Genomic DNA, 16,362 nt, shown 5'->3' with positions numbered 1-16,362 from the left:
TAATTGGTGGGGTAGAAGAGGCTTAGAAGTTGAGGCCGAAGCGCTTGCGGATGAGGTCCTCGTTATCTCGGAAAAAGTTATAAAAGGCCTTGAAAATCACCACGAGGACCGCTGGTAGGACCAAACTCCACGGGCTAAACGAGGACCCTGTGGGCTCTTCTGGCCGGCCGGGGTGGGCTGGTGCGTCCGGGGTATCTGGGGCGGACGGTTGCGTGGAAGGCTCCTGGGAAGGCTCCGCGGAAGGCTTAGTTGTTGGACTTTCGTTGGGCTCTCCGCTCCCGGTCGTGCCCGGCGCGAGGAAGGAACAGGAGTCTAATGTCTTATCGCCTACGGCAAAGGTGAGGGTTTGGGGCGCGGACTTTAGTTCCTTGCCGTCCGTGCCCGTGGCCGTATAAGTAGCCTCAAAGGTGTACAAGCCAGGCTTGGAAAAGGCCCAGTGCGTATGGGTATGGGCCGGAAAGTTGGTTTCGATGGTGTAGTCCTTAGCCGCAGAATTGGCGAGGACCGAAAAGCCCTTGCCATGGGAGGCGTCGATAAAGGCGCCCCACTCGGCACCGTCCGGCGTGGAGGTAGGCTTCAAGTTAAGGTTGACGGCATTGTCCTTAGTTAAGGAATAGTTCAAATCCTGGGTGTTATAGCCTGGCCAAATGATGTTTTGGTCCTGGGTTTGCGGCAGGTGATAGAAGCGCTCACCGGGCTTTCCTAGGAAATCGAACTCCTTGCCCGCGAGCTTCTTATTGCGCGGGGTGAGCGCATTATCGTGTACGCCGAGTACAACGTCATCGAGTTTGCGGTCAACAGACTTCTTGTCCACCTGTGCCGTGTCATCGCGCAGAACCGTTGCAAAGCCGTCCTCGGCAGGCTGGGCCTTGATGTCTACATGACCACGGTCTAGTAGGTACTTTTCGCTGCATTGTGCATTGCCGGTTTGCGGTTCTTCGGTGCCTGGCTGCGGCGCGGAAGACGGAGTGTCTTCCTTGCCTGGGGTAGCCTCTGGTTCTTCATTGGAAGTGGAGAACTTCCCACTGACTTCGTAGTTGTCACCAAAAGCAAAAGACTCAGTAATAACGCTGCTAGCATGTCCAGCTTTAACGGTGGAATGGGGGAAGAGGTTAACCTTGGCAAAATAGCCTTTGAAGTACTCGCCCTCATCAAAGGCGACCTCGCCGTGGCCGTTAGTAATAGGGGTTTCCAGATCCACGGTGGGGTATTTAGCCCCCTTCGTGTCATAGAGCCCGCCCGTGAGAAGGCCGTTGAAGGTTTTATCGTCAGTATCCACCACGATCTTGGTGCCACCATTGCCCTGCTTGCGCATGCGGATGGTGTAGCCGAGCTCCTTTAGCTCGGTTTCCTCGGTGGGGGCAAGCTGGCGCGGCTGGGAGGTTTCCTGCCACGTATCAGCGGCGGCAGAAGAATCGGTGTGGCTGGATTTACCGGGTTGGAAATCAAGGGGCTTGGATATCCAGCGTGGGGCATCGCCCTCTGGGGTGAAGACGGCCTGTACCTGGGACGGGTCGGGGCCCATATATTCGTCCCACTGAGCATGCCCGTCCTTAACGGGAAGGTCGGTGAGGAAGTAGCCGTCGATAAGCAGAGTGAGAGTGCCTTGTGCCTTGTTCTTGGCGTCGAAGGAAATGGTGGTGAGCTTGTCGTCACCGTCTTTTTCAGGATTGGACTTGGGGGCCATGCGCAGGCTGTAGCCTGCAGCAGCGGCGTTGCCGGCCGCAGACTGGGCGAAGCGCTCCTTGAGGCTCGGCGTTTTCTCCTCTTTGGGCTTTTGACCGCCAACTTGGATGGTGGTGGTCTGTGGCTCATTGGCTATGAGCTGGCCGTCCTTACCGCGCGCACTGGTGCGGTAGGTCAGGCGGTATCGTCCTGGCTTGGTAAACAGAGTGGAGTTGTGCGTATGTGTGCCGGCAACAAGGTAGGCAGAGTGCGGCGAATCCGGGAAGGAACCGAGCATACGGTGCAGCTGGGTTCCGTCCTCATCTTCATCTTTATTGGTAAAAAGCTCCACCTCGCCGGGGCCATCGACGTTGAGCAAGTCAAGGAAGGCTACGCCATCCCGAAATTTGTCCGTGGGCAGGGAAGCATCTGCGCCAAAGCCCAGCCAAATGGGCGAAGTATTACCGGATACCTGGTGCGGTGCTGTGTAGTAAGTCGTGCTAGGGGCCCCAATGTAGTCTTGGGTCCCGTTTGCCGGAAGCGTATAGAGATACTGGTTGCTGTTATCCGTAGCGCTGTAGCCCTTGCCCACCCAGGCAACAGTGTCTGCAATTGGGGGCTTTTGACCGCCAAACTCGGACTTTAGGACGAAATCGTTGTTCTCCCAGAAAGACTTGGGGGAGTCAACGTGGGTATTGGTAGCGATGTGCTTGCCATCATCGGGGCCTGCGACAGCCGTGGCGGGAGTGATAAGCGCCAAAGTGCTCAGCGTGGCAAGGAAACGGGTGCGTGGGGAAGCCACAGTTGGGAAGGCCTTTCTACAGTTCTCACAAGTTCACCAGAAACTATAGAAAATGATTCCCATAACCTGTTAGACGTAATGAAAGTCAGTTTCATTGACCTGTGGTTTTGTAGTGAAACCCGTTTCCAGTTACCCCAATTTGCGTGTAGGAATAGACTGCAAATTGCTGCGCGCCGGGCAGGTTTTAGGGGCGCTTGGGCTGGTGCGGACTGGAATCGGCGGCTCCACTACGATGGTGGGCATGACTGAAGTACGCGTTAGATTCTGTCCATCCCCAACCGGCACACCGCACGTAGGCATGGTGCGCACCGCACTATTCAACTGGGCCTATGCCCGCCATACCGGCGGCAAGCTGGTATTTCGCATCGAAGACACCGATGCCGCCCGTGACTCTGAGGAGTCCTACCAGGCCATCATTGATTCCCTGACCTGGCTTGGCCTGGGCTGGGATGAAGGCATCAATGTTGGCGGCCCGCACGAACCTTACCGTCAGTCCCAGCGCATGGACATCTACAAAGAGGTTCTGGACAAGCTTATCGACGGCGGATTTGTCTACCCGGCATACTCCACCGCTGAAGAAGTGGAGGAGCGCCACAAGGCGGCCGGCCGTGACCCGAAGCTGGGCTATGACAACTTCGACCGCGATCTCACCCAAGAGCAGATCGATGCTTTTGAGGCCGAAGGTCGCAAGCCGGTCTGGCGCCTGCGCATGCCGGAGCAGGACTGGACCTGGACCGACCTGGTGCGCGGGGAAATGACCTTCAAATCTGAAACCCAGCCAGATTATGTGGTTGCTCGTTCCAATGGTGCGCCGCTCTACACCCTGGTTAACCCGGTTGATGATGCCCTGATGCGCATTACCCACGTGCTGCGTGGTGAGGACCTGCTGTCTTCTACTCCGCGTCAGCTCGCGCTTTACGACGCCCTTAAGAAGATTGGCGTTGCCGAGTTCACCCCAGAGTTTGGCCACCTGCCCTTTGTGATGGGCGAGGGCAATAAGAAACTATCTAAGCGCGACCCGCAGTCCAACCTGTTTAATCACCGCGATAACGGCATCATCCCTGAGGGCATGCTCAATTACCTGTCCCTGCTGGGCTGGTCGTTGTCCGCGGACCAGGACATCTTCAGCATGGATGACTTGGTTGAAAACTTCGACGTCCACGACGTGCTGGGTAATCCCGCACGCTTTGATCAGAAGAAGCTCGAGGCCATCAACGCGGACCACATCCGCCAGCTGGACCCAGAAGAGTTTGCCTTCCGTCTGCGCAACTACTTGACCGAGTACACGGATTTCCCGGCCGACTATGATGGCGAGAAGTTCGCCTTCGCCGCAGACCTTGTCCAAACCCGCATCAAGACTCTGTCTGTCGCCTATGGCCTCATGAGCTTTTTGGTGACCCCGGATGCCGATCTAAAGCTCGATGAGAAGGCGGCGAAGAAGAACCTCAAGGAAGAGGCCATTCAGCCGCTCGAGGTGGGCATTGAGACCCTCGAGGGCGTTGCGGAGTGGAAGACTGAGAATATCGAGGCGGCACTATCCAAGGCCCTTATTGAAGACCTTGAACTGAAGCCCCGTAAGGCCTATGGCGCACTGCGCGTAGCCATTTCCGGCGCCCAGGTTTCCCCACCGCTCTTTGAGTCCATGGAGCTGCTGGGCAAGGAGTCTACCCTGGCCCGCCTTCGTGCGGCTCGTGAAGTGACTCCCTACGCGCCGGCGGCACAGTAGGAGGAGTGCCTCCCGTAAGGCGGCGATAGATATCTATCCCGCCCCTCGATGCGGTGAATGACAGCTGAACTACAGCGCTGTCATTCGCCGCATTTTTATTAACCATCCTAATGGCCTGAAAATGGGCTGTGTGCTGGCGATTTGGCAGTTTACGCGTTGATCATTATAGTTATTACACGTTGCAGCGAGCAAGGGAGAACAGCCGAAAAGCAGTAAGCTTCCAATGCAAGTTAGCAAATGGCCTATGGTGTAATTGGCAACACAGCGGTTTCTGGTACCGCCATTCTAGGTTCGAGTCCTGGTAGGCCAGCAGTGAAAATGCTTTAAACGGCAGGCTCACTAGTTCTATGCCCCGTTCGTCTAGCGGCCTAGGACGCCGGCCTCTCACGCCGGTAACACGGGTTCAAATCCCGTACGGGGTACAAAGACCTCCAGCCTAAAGGCTGGAGGATTTTTCATACTCGGGGCAGTTCTTTTCTTGGCGTCGTCATCTCCTGGCGCCATACGGGGTGCGAGTAGCGGGTGGCTACAACTGGTTATAACCTACCCCCAGACCATTGGACTCGTCCGCGCAGTCAGCAGCGTCCTGCCAATGAGACCAGGGTTAAGACCGCCGCGAAGTTGTGCAAAACCCTTTCTGTCCTGCATGCGTAGGCATAGACTGCAAGTACAGCAGAAAACAAACAGAAAGGAGAGCGGGTGACAGAAAGCGAAACGCACCACAGCCAAGGCGCACAGCCCGAAAGCACAGCCAGGTAGTAACGCTATAATCCACAACTTCTTTCCCACCAACGTTTGTACGAAGTATAGGAGCCTGCCGCATATGCACTTCGACGCACAGCGCCATCCCGAGTCCTACTAGCACAGCGTTCTCGGCCACGGACTATCCACAGATTGCTTGCGGAATAACCACTGATTCGATCCGCACCTCGGCCACGAAGAACCCTCACTGCAGTACCGGACTCGGGAATTTTTGCGTTTTCCTTCGCCTGCCCTCAAAACCGTCCTTGACCGCGCGATTTGTGCTGAATTAACCCATCGTTTACTCTTAACAAGTCCGCAACGCACAGTGTGCGATTGCTGCGAACGCGCCCCGTTCGTCTAGCGGCCTAGGACGCCGGCCTCTCACGCCGGTAACACGGGTTCAAATCCCGTACGGGGTACCAACTGAAAGCTGCGAGCCAGATGGTTCGCAGCTTTTTCTTTATCCAAGACCTGTGCGGTTTAGCGGCATGTAGGACAGGTCTCGATGTCCAAGGGCTAACCGTCCTGCCCACGGGACGGTATGGGAGCTGGGGTAAAGCGGGGCGCAGACTCCCGTAGCGGTCCTTCAGTAGGGATTCAGGTGGGCCGTAAGTGGGTTACGTGCCCGATAGCTGCGTTCGAGGGAATCCCTTAAGAAGGAAGCTAGACCTAGCCGATAGGAAGGGTATCCGAGTCCCTTTAGTGGATGCCTATGCGGCTTTCTCAGCCCCTTTTAGGTCTTTGGGGCACTAGCGTGGGACCCGAGCATGAAAGAAGCCCACCAAGCCGTGAAATAGGGCTTGGTGGGCGGTGTAGGAAGGGCGGGAGGGGAGGCGTCGACCAGCGTGGCTACGCCATAACCTTCGTCTTCTTAATCGCCTTCTTGAGGCGCTTGTGGTAGGCATCCATGGCGCGGCGGAGAATGAGGCCGACGATGAGTGCCGGGATGGTAAAGAGAAGTAGCATGCCCAACTCGCGCCAAATATCGCCGTGATAGGTGCCCGCAATGGCGCTGCGGAAAGCATCAATGGCGTACGTTGCTGGCAGCCACGGGCTCACGTTCTGGAACCATTCAGGCAGCAGAGGCAGCGGGTACGCGCCGCCGGAGCCAGAGACTTGTATCACGAGCAACAACACCGCTAAGGCCTTGCCGGCACTATCGAGTGTGATGACAAGCGCATAGATGATCAACATAAACACCAGTGAGACTATCCATGCGGCAAACATGAGCATGAATGGGTGAGCAGGCTCGATTTGGACGAAGAAGATGAGGCTGAGAACCACCAAGGTGGCCTGCGCAAGGCCGACCAGGCCGAGTGTGGCAAAGCGACCGAAGAACGCTTGGCCACGGGTGAATTCGCTCTCGTCGTATTTGCCGTTCTCGTCCTTGCGCAAGTATTTACGCTCGGCGTTGGTATGCACCAACACGCATGCCAGAAGGGCACCTACCCATAGCGACAAGGTGAGGTAGAACGGCGTCATACCCACGCCAAAGGCAGCGACAGGGTAGACCGGCTGGCGGTCTACGGCCACGGGAGCGGCGATGCGAGAGGCAAGCAGTTCTGGATCGTTGCCGACGATATCCGCTAGCTTGTCTAAATCGCCGCCACGGCGCGCCTCGTCGATTTTTCGGCCCATGTCCGCAAAACGGCCGCTTTGCTCCCGCAGGGTGCCGGCAAGGCCGGCGGTGGTATCGCGGGCGCGCGCCAGGCTTTGCTGTGGCGACCCGTCATCCTGGGAAACCGAAGAGCGAATGCCTGCGATGTCCTGCTTGACAGCATCAATATCGTCCGCGACCACCGAGACGCTCTGGTTGAGCTGATCTAGCTGCGGTTTGAGGTTCTCGTTATAGGAATTGCGTGCCTTTTCAGCAGCCTGCTTGGCATTGGCGATGGCATCCTTGGTGCGCTGCCGGGAGTCTTGGGACGTGCCCCGGCCTTGCTCAAGGTCATCGGCGGTAGATACCAGCGAATCATGCAGAGCGTTGCTCTGGGCAATGGAGGCATCTATCTGGCCCATCATCGCTTTATATCCACCCGCGACCGCGGCAGGTAGAGCTACTTTATCGGCTTGCTCCTTGATGGAAGTGCGAACTCCCTCAAAGGCCTGAGTTTGCTCATTCACCCGTTCAGCGGCGGTGCGGTAGGTCTGCGCCGTTTGTGCGCTGGTGGTGCTTGCATTATTGAGCAACTCATCGACCTGGGCAGAGAGTGCATCGTAGCTTCGCGTCGTAGCCGCCAAGGAAGCGTCGAGCGAACCAGCCGAGTCATTGAGGGTAGAGCGCAGAACGTCGATGGGGTTTTCGCCTTGGTCATTGTCTGTCTCCGTAGCCTGGCGGCCAGCCTCAGCGAGAATATTGTCCGCAGCCTGCGTAAGCGGCAGCGTGGAGTCGACCAGATTGCTTAGTGCACCTACGGTGCCAGCCGCAGCATCGAGGCGAGTGCTGACGTTATTGACGCGATTGTGCAGGTTATTGAGTGCAGTCTGGGTATCGTCCTCATTGAGGTATTTATCAAAATCCGAGACGACGCCAAGGCCGACATTGGATACCACGCGGGTGAAGGACTCGTCGATTTTCTGGATGACGCCGTCCGCACTCTTTTGCGTGATGGTGGTAGACAGCGCATTCTTCTTCTCATTGGTATAGAGGTTGAGCTTGCTTGGTTCGGTTCCTTCTACATAGAACGTGAGAAGGTCCGCGCTGAAGTCTTTGGGAAGGACAATGCCGGCATAGTATTCGCCGGACTTTGTTCCTTCAACTGCATCGGCGCTATCAGTAATGACCCAATCGATTTCGTGATTGCGGCTGAGCTGCGAGAGCACCTCATCGCCCAGATTAAGCTTCAGGGAGGCGAGGTCGCTTTCGTGGCCTTCATCCTCGCTGGCCACAGCAATCTTGAGCTGGTTGGTATTAGCAAAAGGATCCCAGCTAGCCAGCACGTTGAAGGACGTGAAAAGCAACGGGATGATGGCAAGGCCAAAGATGATGACCGCGGTCATTACATTGGTGCGAATGGCGTGGAGGTCATCGCGGAGAATGGTCAGAATGTTTTTCATGACTTACTCGCCTCCCTTTCCGGAGTCATCACCATCAACGGCGGGCATTTCCTTGGTCTCGCTGGTAGTAGAAGGTGTGGATTCCTCGTCAAAGTCCTCTAGGAGGTAGTGGTTTGGGTGTTCCTGTTGGTGCTCGAGGTGCTCCTGGATTTCCTCATCGCTGAGATCCGCCAGACGGTTATCGTGCGCGATGCTCTGCTTGACGTACTCAAGGGAGCAGATAACCCCCACCGCAATGAGCGTAACCAGGCAGGCCAGGCCGAAGATGATGGCCTTTTCTTCAGGGTTAATGCGTGAGTAGATGCCCAAAGCGACGACTAACGCTAGGCCTACCGCGACGGTGATCTTCATCAGCTGGGAGTAATTCTTGCGAGCCATGCTCCATTTATCCTCCAAGCTTTGTTGGTAGGCCTCGCGGTCATTCAAGGCATAGAGAAGGTCCGTGAAGCGATAACGGCTGCCAATGAGATGGACTTGCTCATTGATGACGAGCCCGCCCTTACGTAGCTCATCATTGACCAGCATGTTGACGTTGGACAGGCCGCGGCGCATCACAGTACCGATGAGGTAAGCGATCGCGGCCATGCCGATGAGCGCGGCAAGGTCGCGTGCATAGTGGTTGCCGTAGAAACCACCAACGGTTTCGCGCATGGCATCGATGCCGTAGGTAAAAGGCAGGAATGGATGTACCGCGCGGAAAAAGTCTGGGGTCATCTCAATCGGGTAGAGGCCGGAAGCGCCCGGAATCTGGATGAAGGCGAAGACCACCGCGATGCCGCGGCCTACGTGTCCAAACGTAGAAACCAAGCTATAGGTAATGCTCAGGTAGCACAGGCCCACGATAACAGCGGTAGCGACGTAGGCCAATGCATTCGCATGTTCAACACCAATGGCCAGGTTGCCGATGGACACGATGAGTGCCTGTGCGATGGCAAAGAAGGAAAGCAACAGGAAGCGGGCAAGGTAAGCCTTGGTAATGGTGAGGTTCTTGCGGCCCTGCGGGTCTACCTCAGCACGGAAGATGATGAGCAGCATGAACGCGCCGATCCACAGCGTGAGGTTGATAAAGAGCGAGGACATGCCGGAACCATAGTGCTTTACAGGGAATACGGCGTGGCTTTCCATCTCCGCAGGGGAGGCAAGGAAGGAAGACACCTCATCGGTGTTAAGGCCCTTGACAGACTGCAGGATGGAATTGTTATTGGCAGTATTGCTCAGCGCAATCACGTCGCTGCGGGAGGCACGAAGCCCCTCCTCAATACCGTCGAGGTCCACCGAAAAACGCTCAACTACTTGCTGGGCCTGGCTTAGCTGCTCGTCGACGCCGCCCAAGAGCCCATCGGTTTGCCCGACTAGTGCCTGCTGGCTTTCGAGTGAGGCGGATAGCTTGCCGGTGGTAGCGGTGACGTCGGAAAGCGCAGCGTTGAGCTTGGGTAGGCCTTCGGCCACATTATCGCGCAGCGCGTGGGAATCATCGCGCGTTTGGGCGGCCATCTTTTCCAGCATGCCCGTGGTCTTATTGAGCGAATCGATGGTGTCGTTCGTATCGCCGTTGAGAGTATCTAAGTCACCGAGAACGGCCTTATTTTGATCATTGCGTTCGCGGAGGTCTCCTACCTGATCCTTAATCTGTTGGGAAACCTGTGGTGGCAGGGCCGGTGAAGACGCAAGCTTTTCAAGCTGATCGATGGCCCGGTCAGCTTCACCGACGATTCCTGACGCGCCCGCAGATGCGGCACCTACGCGATTTAGGGCGCCGCGCAGCTTGCCGGAGACCGAGCCTACGGTGGCATTGGCGGAGGCGGTGCCGTCCGCCATGGCGGTCGTGCCTTCTACATAGGCGGCGGTGGCATCATCCGAGAAAGAAGTGACTTCCCGCTGGACCTCTGCAGTAATGGAGTTAAGTTCATCCAGGGCAGTCTGCGCATCGTCGACGGTCTTTTGCACCGTGCCCAAAGACTCGCGGGCTTGCGCGATGGTAGGGCGCGCATCCTCGATGGTGGCATGCACGTCAGCAAGCTGGCTCCGGGAGTTAGCTACCGTATCTGCGGTCTCTGAAAAAGAATCCGCGGTCTTGCTTGCGGTGCGGTTAATCTTCTGGCTCAAATCGCCACCGGAGTTCTTTAGCTCCGTAGCCACCGAATCCGCTACCTGCTCATTGAAGGTCGAGCTAATGGTGGTGTCTAGGGTAGAAGCGCCAGTATCAGTAATCTTCGGTGCAATGGCGTTGAGCTTTTCATTGACGTGATATTCCAGCGTGGGCTGAGAATAGGTACCTTTAAAAAGGCTCACGAAATCGGCCGAGAAGTCCTCGGGGACGATCACCGAGGCGAAGACGTCACCCTTCTTAACGGCGTCCTCGGCTTCCTGGCGGTCCATGAACTGCCAGCCCAGCTTGTCATTGTCATGCAGCTTGTCAATCATCTGCCCGCCGACATCTAAGTGGCCAGTCATCTCCGAGGATGCGCCTTTGTCCTCATTAACTACGGCGACCTTGAGGTGTTCTGTGTTTCCGTACGGGTCCCAGAAACCGGAGACGTTTACCCAGGAATACAGGGCTGGGGTGATCATCAAACCTATAAGGATCACCCAGACCTGCGGGGTCCGCCACAAGCGGACGAAATCTTGGAGAAATATCTTCCAACTAGTAATCACTCGAAGAACCGTAGCACCCAACCGGAAAGAACTAATAGTCTGACTGTCAGTTTTAACAGAAATGAGAGAGTGCGTCCTGTCGAGCTCGCAGATATGTTTCTGGTGTGAATTTCAGGGCGTTCTAAAGCGAAAGAACAGACATAGAAAAGGCCGCCGTGACCCATAACGTCAGGGGCCAGGGCGGCGCGATAAGGGGCTAAGCCCCGACAGGCGATTAGTGCTCGTCGTAGTGATCGCCGTGTGCGGCGTGGCGGTGGCCATCGTGCAGATAGTCCACATGGTCGCCGTGCGGGATAGCTACGTGGCCGCAGCCTTCACCATGGGTGTGGTCACCGTGCGCCTCGGCTTCAACGTGCTCGGTGGTCTCGCACTCATCCCAGTGGCCATCATGCTCACGGTGAATGTGGCCCTCGTGGAGGTAGTCAGTGTGGTCACCGTGCGGGAAGGAAACGTGGCCGCAGTCAGCGCCGTGGGTGTGGGTATGGTCTTCGTGGGTGGTGTGGGTCATGATGCCTGATCCTCTCTGGTGGGGGAAGCCCCGTTGTTTTCAGTGTGTTTTCATTAAACCGTATTTTCATTTCGGTTTCAATAGGTGTGGGCGCGTTTCTCTAATTTTTCCGGTTTGGGAAATAAAAAGGGCCCGCCTCCTTGGGGCTAGGTGGAGGCGGGCGTCGTAAAGCTGGGGAGGACCTTAAAGGAGATTGCTCAATTCGCGTGCGGCGGAAGTGAGAATGTTGGCGTATTTCTGGGCTGGGGAAGGTTGGAAGCGCTCGACAGATCCGGAAATCGACAACACTGCGAGGAATGTCCCGGAACTATCGAAAACGGGCGCTGAGATGGAGGCTAAGCCGGCTTCGCGTTCCTCAATAGACTCGGAATAGCCTTGGTTTCGGGCCGCCTCAATGTCTTCTTGGGTAAACGAGGCGTTATCGGTATTGATGTCTACGTATGCGGCAATGATGCGCGCGGCAGAGCCGGAGCTAAGCGGTAGCTGGCGCCCGACTGGTACGACGTTGTGGAGGCCGGATTCCGGCTCCCTGGTGGCAATGCAGGTACGGGTATTTCCGGTGACCTCGTAGAGCTGGATGGATTCTCCGGTGTCTTCGCGCAGTTTCTCCATGATTGGCCCGGCTGCCTCGAGGAGATGATCGCGGTTGCCGGGGAGGGCAGGGCCGGCCTTCCACTTTCCATCGGGGGTGCGAACGAGGATGCGGTGTGCCTCGAGTGCGGTGGCCAATCGATGTGCCGTCGCCCGAGGCAGCCCCGTGGTTTCGCATAATTCATTGAGGGTGGAGGGGTGGTTGGCGGCAGCCATCATGATGGCCATTGCTCGATCCAACACTTTAATTCCGGAAACTTCGCTATACTCTCCCATACAATGAAATCTACGTCCCAAATTATGAGATTTCAAGTGTGGAGAGATGTTTATGAACCAGAAGCTGACATTGGCAGAAAAAGTCTGGCGCGATCACGTCGTCCAACACGGCGATGCTGGGGCCCCGGACCTTATCTTTATTGACTTTCAGCTACTACATGAAGTTACCAGTCCGCAGGCATTTGATGGCTTGCGGCTGGCCGGCCGCACGTTGCGTCACCCTGAGCTGCACTTGGCCACCGAGGACCATAACGTTCCCACGCAAGGCATCAAGTCCGGCAACCTCTTGGAAATCAAGGATGAGGTTTCGCGCACCCAGGTATCGACCCTGCGCAAGAATTGCGAGGAATTTGGAGTGCGCTTGCACTCTATGGGTGATGCCCAGCAGGGCATTGTGCACACAGTTGGCCCGCAGCTGGGAATCACCCAGCCGGGTATGACAATCGTGTGTGGCGACTCGCATACCTCCACGCACGGCGCCTTTGGTTCTATCGCCATGGGTATTGGCACCTCTGAGGTAGAACACGTCATGGCTACGCAGACGCTTTCTTTAAAGCCATTCAAAACCATGGCTATTGAGGTGACTGGCGAGCTGCAAGAAGGGGTATCTGCCAAGGACCTCATCTTGGCCATAATCGCGAAAATCGGTACCGGTGGCGGGCAGGGCCACATCATTGAATATCGCGGTGAGGCCATCCGCAAGATGTCCATGGAAGCGCGCATGACGATGTGCAATATGTCTATTGAGGCAGGAGCCCGCGCCGGTATGGTCGCTCCCGATGAGACGACCTTCGAGTATGTCAAGGGCCGCGAGTTCGCTCCCACAGGAGCAGACTGGGATGCTGCAGTTGAGTATTGGAAGACACTTCCCACGGACGAAGGGGCAGAATTCGATACTGTCGTGGAAATTGATGGCTCCTCGCTGACCCCATTTGTTACGTGGGGAACCAATCCTGGACAGGGCCTTCCGTTAGGGGAGAAGGTCCCGGATCCGGAAGATTGTGGTGACGATAATGAAAAGGCCACTGTGGAAAAGGCTTTGCAGTATATGGACCTGCAGCCAGATACTCCGTTGCGCGATATCAAGATCGATACCGTCTTCGTCGGTTCCTGTACCAATGCCCGCATCGAAGACCTGCGCGCTGCAGCCGACGTGGTTAAGGGGCGCACCATCGCTGCCAATACGCGGATGATGGTCGTGCCGTCCTCCGCCGTGGTCAAGGCCCAAGCGGAGGAGGAGGGCCTCGACGAAGTCTTCCGACAGTTCGGCGCGGAGTGGCGTACGGCCGGCTGCTCGATGTGCTTGGGTATGAACCCAGATCAATTGGCTCCGGGCGAGCGATCCGCCTCCACCTCCAACCGCAACTTCGAGGGGCGACAAGGCCCTGGTGGGCGCACGCACCTTGTCTCCCCGCAGGTGGCTGCCGCGACTGCCGTGACCGGGTACCTGTCTAGCCCTGCAGATCTGGATTAAGCGCTTAGAAAGGCATTGACAATGGAGAAGTTTATTACTCATACGGGAACGGGCGTGCCCCTGCGCGCTTCCAATGTGGATACTGACCAGATCATCCCCGCGCGCTACTTGAAGTCGGTCAAGCGTACCGGCTTTTCAAAAGGCCTATTTTCAAATTGGCGCTCCGATGACAACTTTGTACTCAACCAGGCGCAATTCAAGGATGGCTCGGTGCTTTTCGCGGGCAGTGATTTTGGTACCGGATCCTCCCGTGAGCACGCAGTGTGGGCGTTGAGTGAATACGGTTTTCGCGCGGTATTTTCTTCCCGCTTTGCTGATATTTTCCACGGCAACGCTGGAAAGTCCGGACTGCTTACTGGATTGATGGAGCAAGAAGATATTGAGCTCATCTGGAAACAGCTGGAAGCAGGAGAAACCCAGGTCACCGTGGATCTGGAGGCTCGAACAGTCACAGTGGGGGAAAATACCTACCGCTTCGATATTGATGACTACACCCGTTGGCGGTTGATGGAAGGGCTGGATGACATCGGCATTACGCTTCGCAACGAGGATGCAATCGCTGCCTACGAATCGCATCGCCCCAGCTTCAAGCCTGCTGTTCACGCCCAATAGCAGAAGAATCGATGGCGATCGGCGGGCCAGCAGTGCCCCTACAGTCCTGCTACGCGAAGAGGCCGTAGGGGCGCCGTGCGCTCACACGTGAACTTTAAACTTCCGCCTTGGGGTAAATGGGGGTATTACTCGGTAACGTATAGGTAACAATTGCTTGCTCCAGTTTCCCGCAACAAAGTATCACCCTAGCTTTAGACTTATGAGCAATCCCTATTCGAATAATGATTCCTTCAATTCAGGAAACAACGGGGCAGAGTATCCCGGAGCTGGCCATGAGTCTGCATCTTATGGACACGATGCGAATGGTCAGCCTGGCTACGGCCAACAGCACTATGGCCAACAGCACTATGGCCAACAGCAGTTTGGCCAGCAACAGTATGGACAGCAGCAAAACGGCCAGCCCGGATACGCCGGAAGCCCGTATCCGGGAGACGATTCCCTGTTTGGCCAAGATGTAGATGCTATTCAGGTCATCGGCGATAGCTTCCGGTATTTTGGTCGCAATTGGGCACAATGGATTTTTGGCCCACTGATCCAGGGCGTAGTGATGTTTATCCTCTACTTGCTATTGATTGCGGTCCTAGCGGGCAGCGGATCATCCATTGATGCCCTAGCCAACAGTAGCTCGGGGTCTGATGCTGCGCTTACTGGCGGGTTGGTCGCAGTGATGGTTCTTGTCTTTATTGCGATGTTCCTCGTGATGATTTGGGCATATAGCACCTGGTACCAGGCCGCCAATAAGCAGGTGGATACCGGCACGCTGCAGATAACGGACTTCCTCAGCTTAAAGAATATCGCCGGACTCATGGCGGTCTATTTTCTGTCGTTCGTGGTTGTCATTCTGGGCTTTTTCCTCCTGATTATCCCGGGCCTCTTTGCTGCCTTCTTCTTCACGTGGATGCCGGCCGTCAAGGCTGCACGCCCTGAGCTATCCGTGGGCGAAACCTTTGGTGCATCCATCGAGGTGGCAAAGAAGAATGTTGGAGTTACCATCTTGGTGCTCGTGCTCATTGCCGTCCTGTACGCCGTGCTGAGCTTTACTATCGTCGGCATCATTTTGTTCCCGGCGCTGAATACGCTCATTACGGTCCTCTTTGTCCGCCGCACCCTTGGACTGCGCGGCTAGAAAGCTGCGTAGTCGCACAATAGGAGTGCACAGAAGGCCCTGCCGGTCCACCGAATCAGGTGGCAGACAGGGCCTTAGCCGTAAAACGGGAAAGGTGAAAAGCTAGCGCACCGGCAGCGGGCTAGCCAGGTAATCGGCACCGGTCAGCTCGCCATTGTTGAAAGACAAGACCCACACAGAAGCTTTCTTGAACTTCAGCTTGTCCACCGGCTTTTTGAGGAACTTTGGGGCGAGGTCCTCAATAATGCCGGGAATGGTTTCACCTTGACTGACGATGACGGGCACGCCACCGTCGTTGACCACGCGGCGGAAAGCTTTCTTGGCCGCTTCTGGGTCGTTCTCCCAGGCCTCGTCACCAAAGTTTTTGTTGATGGAAATGTCCTTGCCCAGTTCGTCGGCGAGCGGGGCAGCTGTCTGCTGGCAGCGCTGGGGCAAGGCCGAATAAATCGCGGTGGGTTGGTAGGCGCTCAGCATCGGCACCAGCATCTCTGCTTGGCGGCGGCCCTTTTTATCCAGTGGCCGCAGGTTGTCATCGCCTTGCCAGCTGCCCCTTTCATGCGCGCGTGCGTGGCGCACATAAAGCACGCGGGTAGCGGGCGCGATGCGTAGGCGCTTAGCCGCCTTGGCCACTACCGCGGTATCAACGTCGTAGGACAGGAGGTCTTGCGCCTCGTCGATGGGCAGCCACCGTAGCTCATCGGTTTCACTATTGGCGGAATAGGTTCCGCCCAGGTATTTGGCCACCCAGTAGTAGACCACCTTAGCGCGGCCCTGGACTGGGTACGTTACTTTGCCGATGAGCTTGCCTAGACGCACGCTAAAGCCGGTCTCCTCCAGGATTTCCCGGGCCGCGGTAGTGGGCAGGGATTCGCCGGGATCGACCTTGCCCTTGGGCAGGGACCAATCATCGTAATGGGGGCGGTGGATGAGCGCGATTTTTGGGTCCTGCGGGGACCCGCGCCAGATTACGGCGCCGGCGGCAAGGGTAGTGCGGGGGAATTCCTTGGCCGGGTCCACCGGGATTTCCTGATGGCGGCCGGAAATAAACTCCTCGTGCTGCTGATCCTTGTCGGTTTCGTGCATCTTTTTAATATTGGGCATCGTCTGCCTCCACGGGGCCTTTCCA

Annotated in this window: 10 protein-coding genes and 3 tRNA genes; 7 read left to right on the top strand and 6 right to left on the bottom strand. The window is 56.6% G+C overall.

The annotated features are described in order from the left end of the window. Positions 1-22 precede the first annotated feature (22 nt). Positions 23-2,467: a choice-of-anchor M domain-containing protein gene (locus tag MHY08_RS09200; protein ID WP_239236363.1), complete on the bottom strand. Its 2,445-nt coding sequence runs from the start codon at positions 2,465-2,467 to the stop codon at positions 23-25. A gap of 232 nt (positions 2,468-2,699) precedes the next feature. Between MHY08_RS09200 and gltX the strand changes: the two genes are divergently transcribed. The 4 genes from gltX to MHY08_RS09180 all read left to right on the top strand — a co-directional run bounded on the left by gltX (position 2,700) and on the right by MHY08_RS09180 (position 5,359). Next, a complete protein-coding gene (gene gltX, locus MHY08_RS09195; protein ID WP_239236390.1) occupies positions 2,700-4,193 on the top strand; it encodes a glutamate--tRNA ligase in 1,494 nt (497 codons plus the stop codon). A gap of 238 nt (positions 4,194-4,431) precedes the next feature. After that, positions 4,432-4,503: transfer RNA gene (locus MHY08_RS09190), tRNA-Gln, on the top strand. A gap of 39 nt (positions 4,504-4,542) precedes the next feature. Continuing rightward, a tRNA-Glu gene (locus MHY08_RS09185) sits at positions 4,543-4,615 on the top strand. A gap of 668 nt (positions 4,616-5,283) precedes the next feature. After that, positions 5,284-5,359: transfer RNA gene (locus tag MHY08_RS09180), tRNA-Glu, on the top strand. Between the two features lie 427 nt (positions 5,360-5,786). Here the strand turns inward: MHY08_RS09180 and MHY08_RS09175 are convergent. From MHY08_RS09175 to MHY08_RS09160, 4 genes are all read right to left on the bottom strand, one after another. After that, on the bottom strand, positions 5,787-7,994 hold the full coding sequence (locus MHY08_RS09175; RefSeq protein WP_239236361.1) for a YhgE/Pip domain-containing protein: 2,208 nt from the start codon (positions 7,992-7,994) through the stop codon (positions 5,787-5,789). 3 nt (positions 7,995-7,997) lie between these two features. After that, entirely contained in the window at positions 7,998-10,649 is a 2,652-nt protein-coding gene (locus MHY08_RS09170) for a YhgE/Pip domain-containing protein (RefSeq protein WP_301438135.1), read from the bottom strand. A gap of 214 nt (positions 10,650-10,863) precedes the next feature. Further along, positions 10,864-11,157 (bottom strand): hypothetical protein, encoded by a 294-nt coding sequence (locus MHY08_RS09165; RefSeq protein ID WP_239236359.1) that lies wholly within the window; start codon positions 11,155-11,157, stop codon positions 10,864-10,866. A gap of 183 nt (positions 11,158-11,340) precedes the next feature. Beyond that, the gene (locus tag MHY08_RS09160; RefSeq protein WP_239191400.1) at positions 11,341-12,024 is read right to left on the bottom strand and encodes an IclR family transcriptional regulator; all 684 of its coding nucleotides are present in this window, start codon (positions 12,022-12,024) and stop codon (positions 11,341-11,343) included. Positions 12,025-12,076: 52 nt separating this feature from the next. Between MHY08_RS09160 and leuC the strand changes: the two genes are divergently transcribed. The 3 genes from leuC (at position 12,077) to MHY08_RS09145 (ending at position 15,236) form a co-directional block, all read left to right on the top strand. Then, entirely contained in the window at positions 12,077-13,498 is a 1,422-nt protein-coding gene (gene leuC / locus MHY08_RS09155; RefSeq protein WP_239236356.1) for a 3-isopropylmalate dehydratase large subunit, read from the top strand. A 21-nt stretch (positions 13,499-13,519) separates the two neighbouring features. Next, entirely contained in the window at positions 13,520-14,110 is a 591-nt protein-coding gene (gene leuD / locus MHY08_RS09150; RefSeq protein WP_239236354.1) for a 3-isopropylmalate dehydratase small subunit, read from the top strand. Between the two features lie 199 nt (positions 14,111-14,309). After that, the gene (locus tag MHY08_RS09145; protein ID WP_239236352.1) at positions 14,310-15,236 is read left to right on the top strand and encodes a hypothetical protein; all 927 of its coding nucleotides are present in this window, start codon (positions 14,310-14,312) and stop codon (positions 15,234-15,236) included. A gap of 102 nt (positions 15,237-15,338) precedes the next feature. Here MHY08_RS09145 and MHY08_RS09140 read toward each other — a convergent pair whose 3' ends face one another. Beyond that, positions 15,339-16,337 (bottom strand): bifunctional NUDIX hydrolase/histidine phosphatase family protein, encoded by a 999-nt coding sequence (locus MHY08_RS09140; protein ID WP_239236350.1) that lies wholly within the window; start codon positions 16,335-16,337, stop codon positions 15,339-15,341. Positions 16,338-16,362 lie beyond the last annotated feature (25 nt).

The organism is Corynebacterium sp. ACRPJ (genome assembly GCF_022347345.1).
In the GTDB taxonomy this organism is placed as follows: domain Bacteria; phylum Actinomycetota; class Actinomycetes; order Mycobacteriales; family Mycobacteriaceae; genus Corynebacterium; species Corynebacterium tuberculostearicum_D.
Note: the sequence above shows the minus strand (reverse complement) of the source record. Positions and strands in the feature narration are given on the sequence as shown.

What these genes read in the sequence shown, in the direction of transcription:
- gltX (WP_239236390.1), top strand. Translation starts at nt 2,700, where the DNA reads ATGGTGGGCATGACTGAAGTACGCGTTAGATTCTGTCCATCCCCAACC.
- MHY08_RS09175 (WP_239236361.1), bottom strand. Translation starts at nt 7,994, where the DNA reads ATGAAAAACATTCTGACCATTCTCCGCGATGACCTCCACGCCATTCGC.
- MHY08_RS09165 (WP_239236359.1), bottom strand. Translation starts at nt 11,157, where the DNA reads ATGACCCACACCACCCACGAAGACCATACCCACACCCACGGCGCTGAC.
- MHY08_RS09160 (WP_239191400.1), bottom strand. Translation starts at nt 12,024, where the DNA reads ATGGGAGAGTATAGCGAAGTTTCCGGAATTAAAGTGTTGGATCGAGCA.
- leuC (WP_239236356.1), top strand. Translation starts at nt 12,077, where the DNA reads ATGAACCAGAAGCTGACATTGGCAGAAAAAGTCTGGCGCGATCACGTC.
- leuD (WP_239236354.1), top strand. Translation starts at nt 13,520, where the DNA reads ATGGAGAAGTTTATTACTCATACGGGAACGGGCGTGCCCCTGCGCGCT.
- MHY08_RS09145 (WP_239236352.1), top strand. Translation starts at nt 14,310, where the DNA reads ATGAGCAATCCCTATTCGAATAATGATTCCTTCAATTCAGGAAACAAC.
- MHY08_RS09140 (WP_239236350.1), bottom strand. Translation starts at nt 16,337, where the DNA reads ATGCCCAATATTAAAAAGATGCACGAAACCGACAAGGATCAGCAGCAC.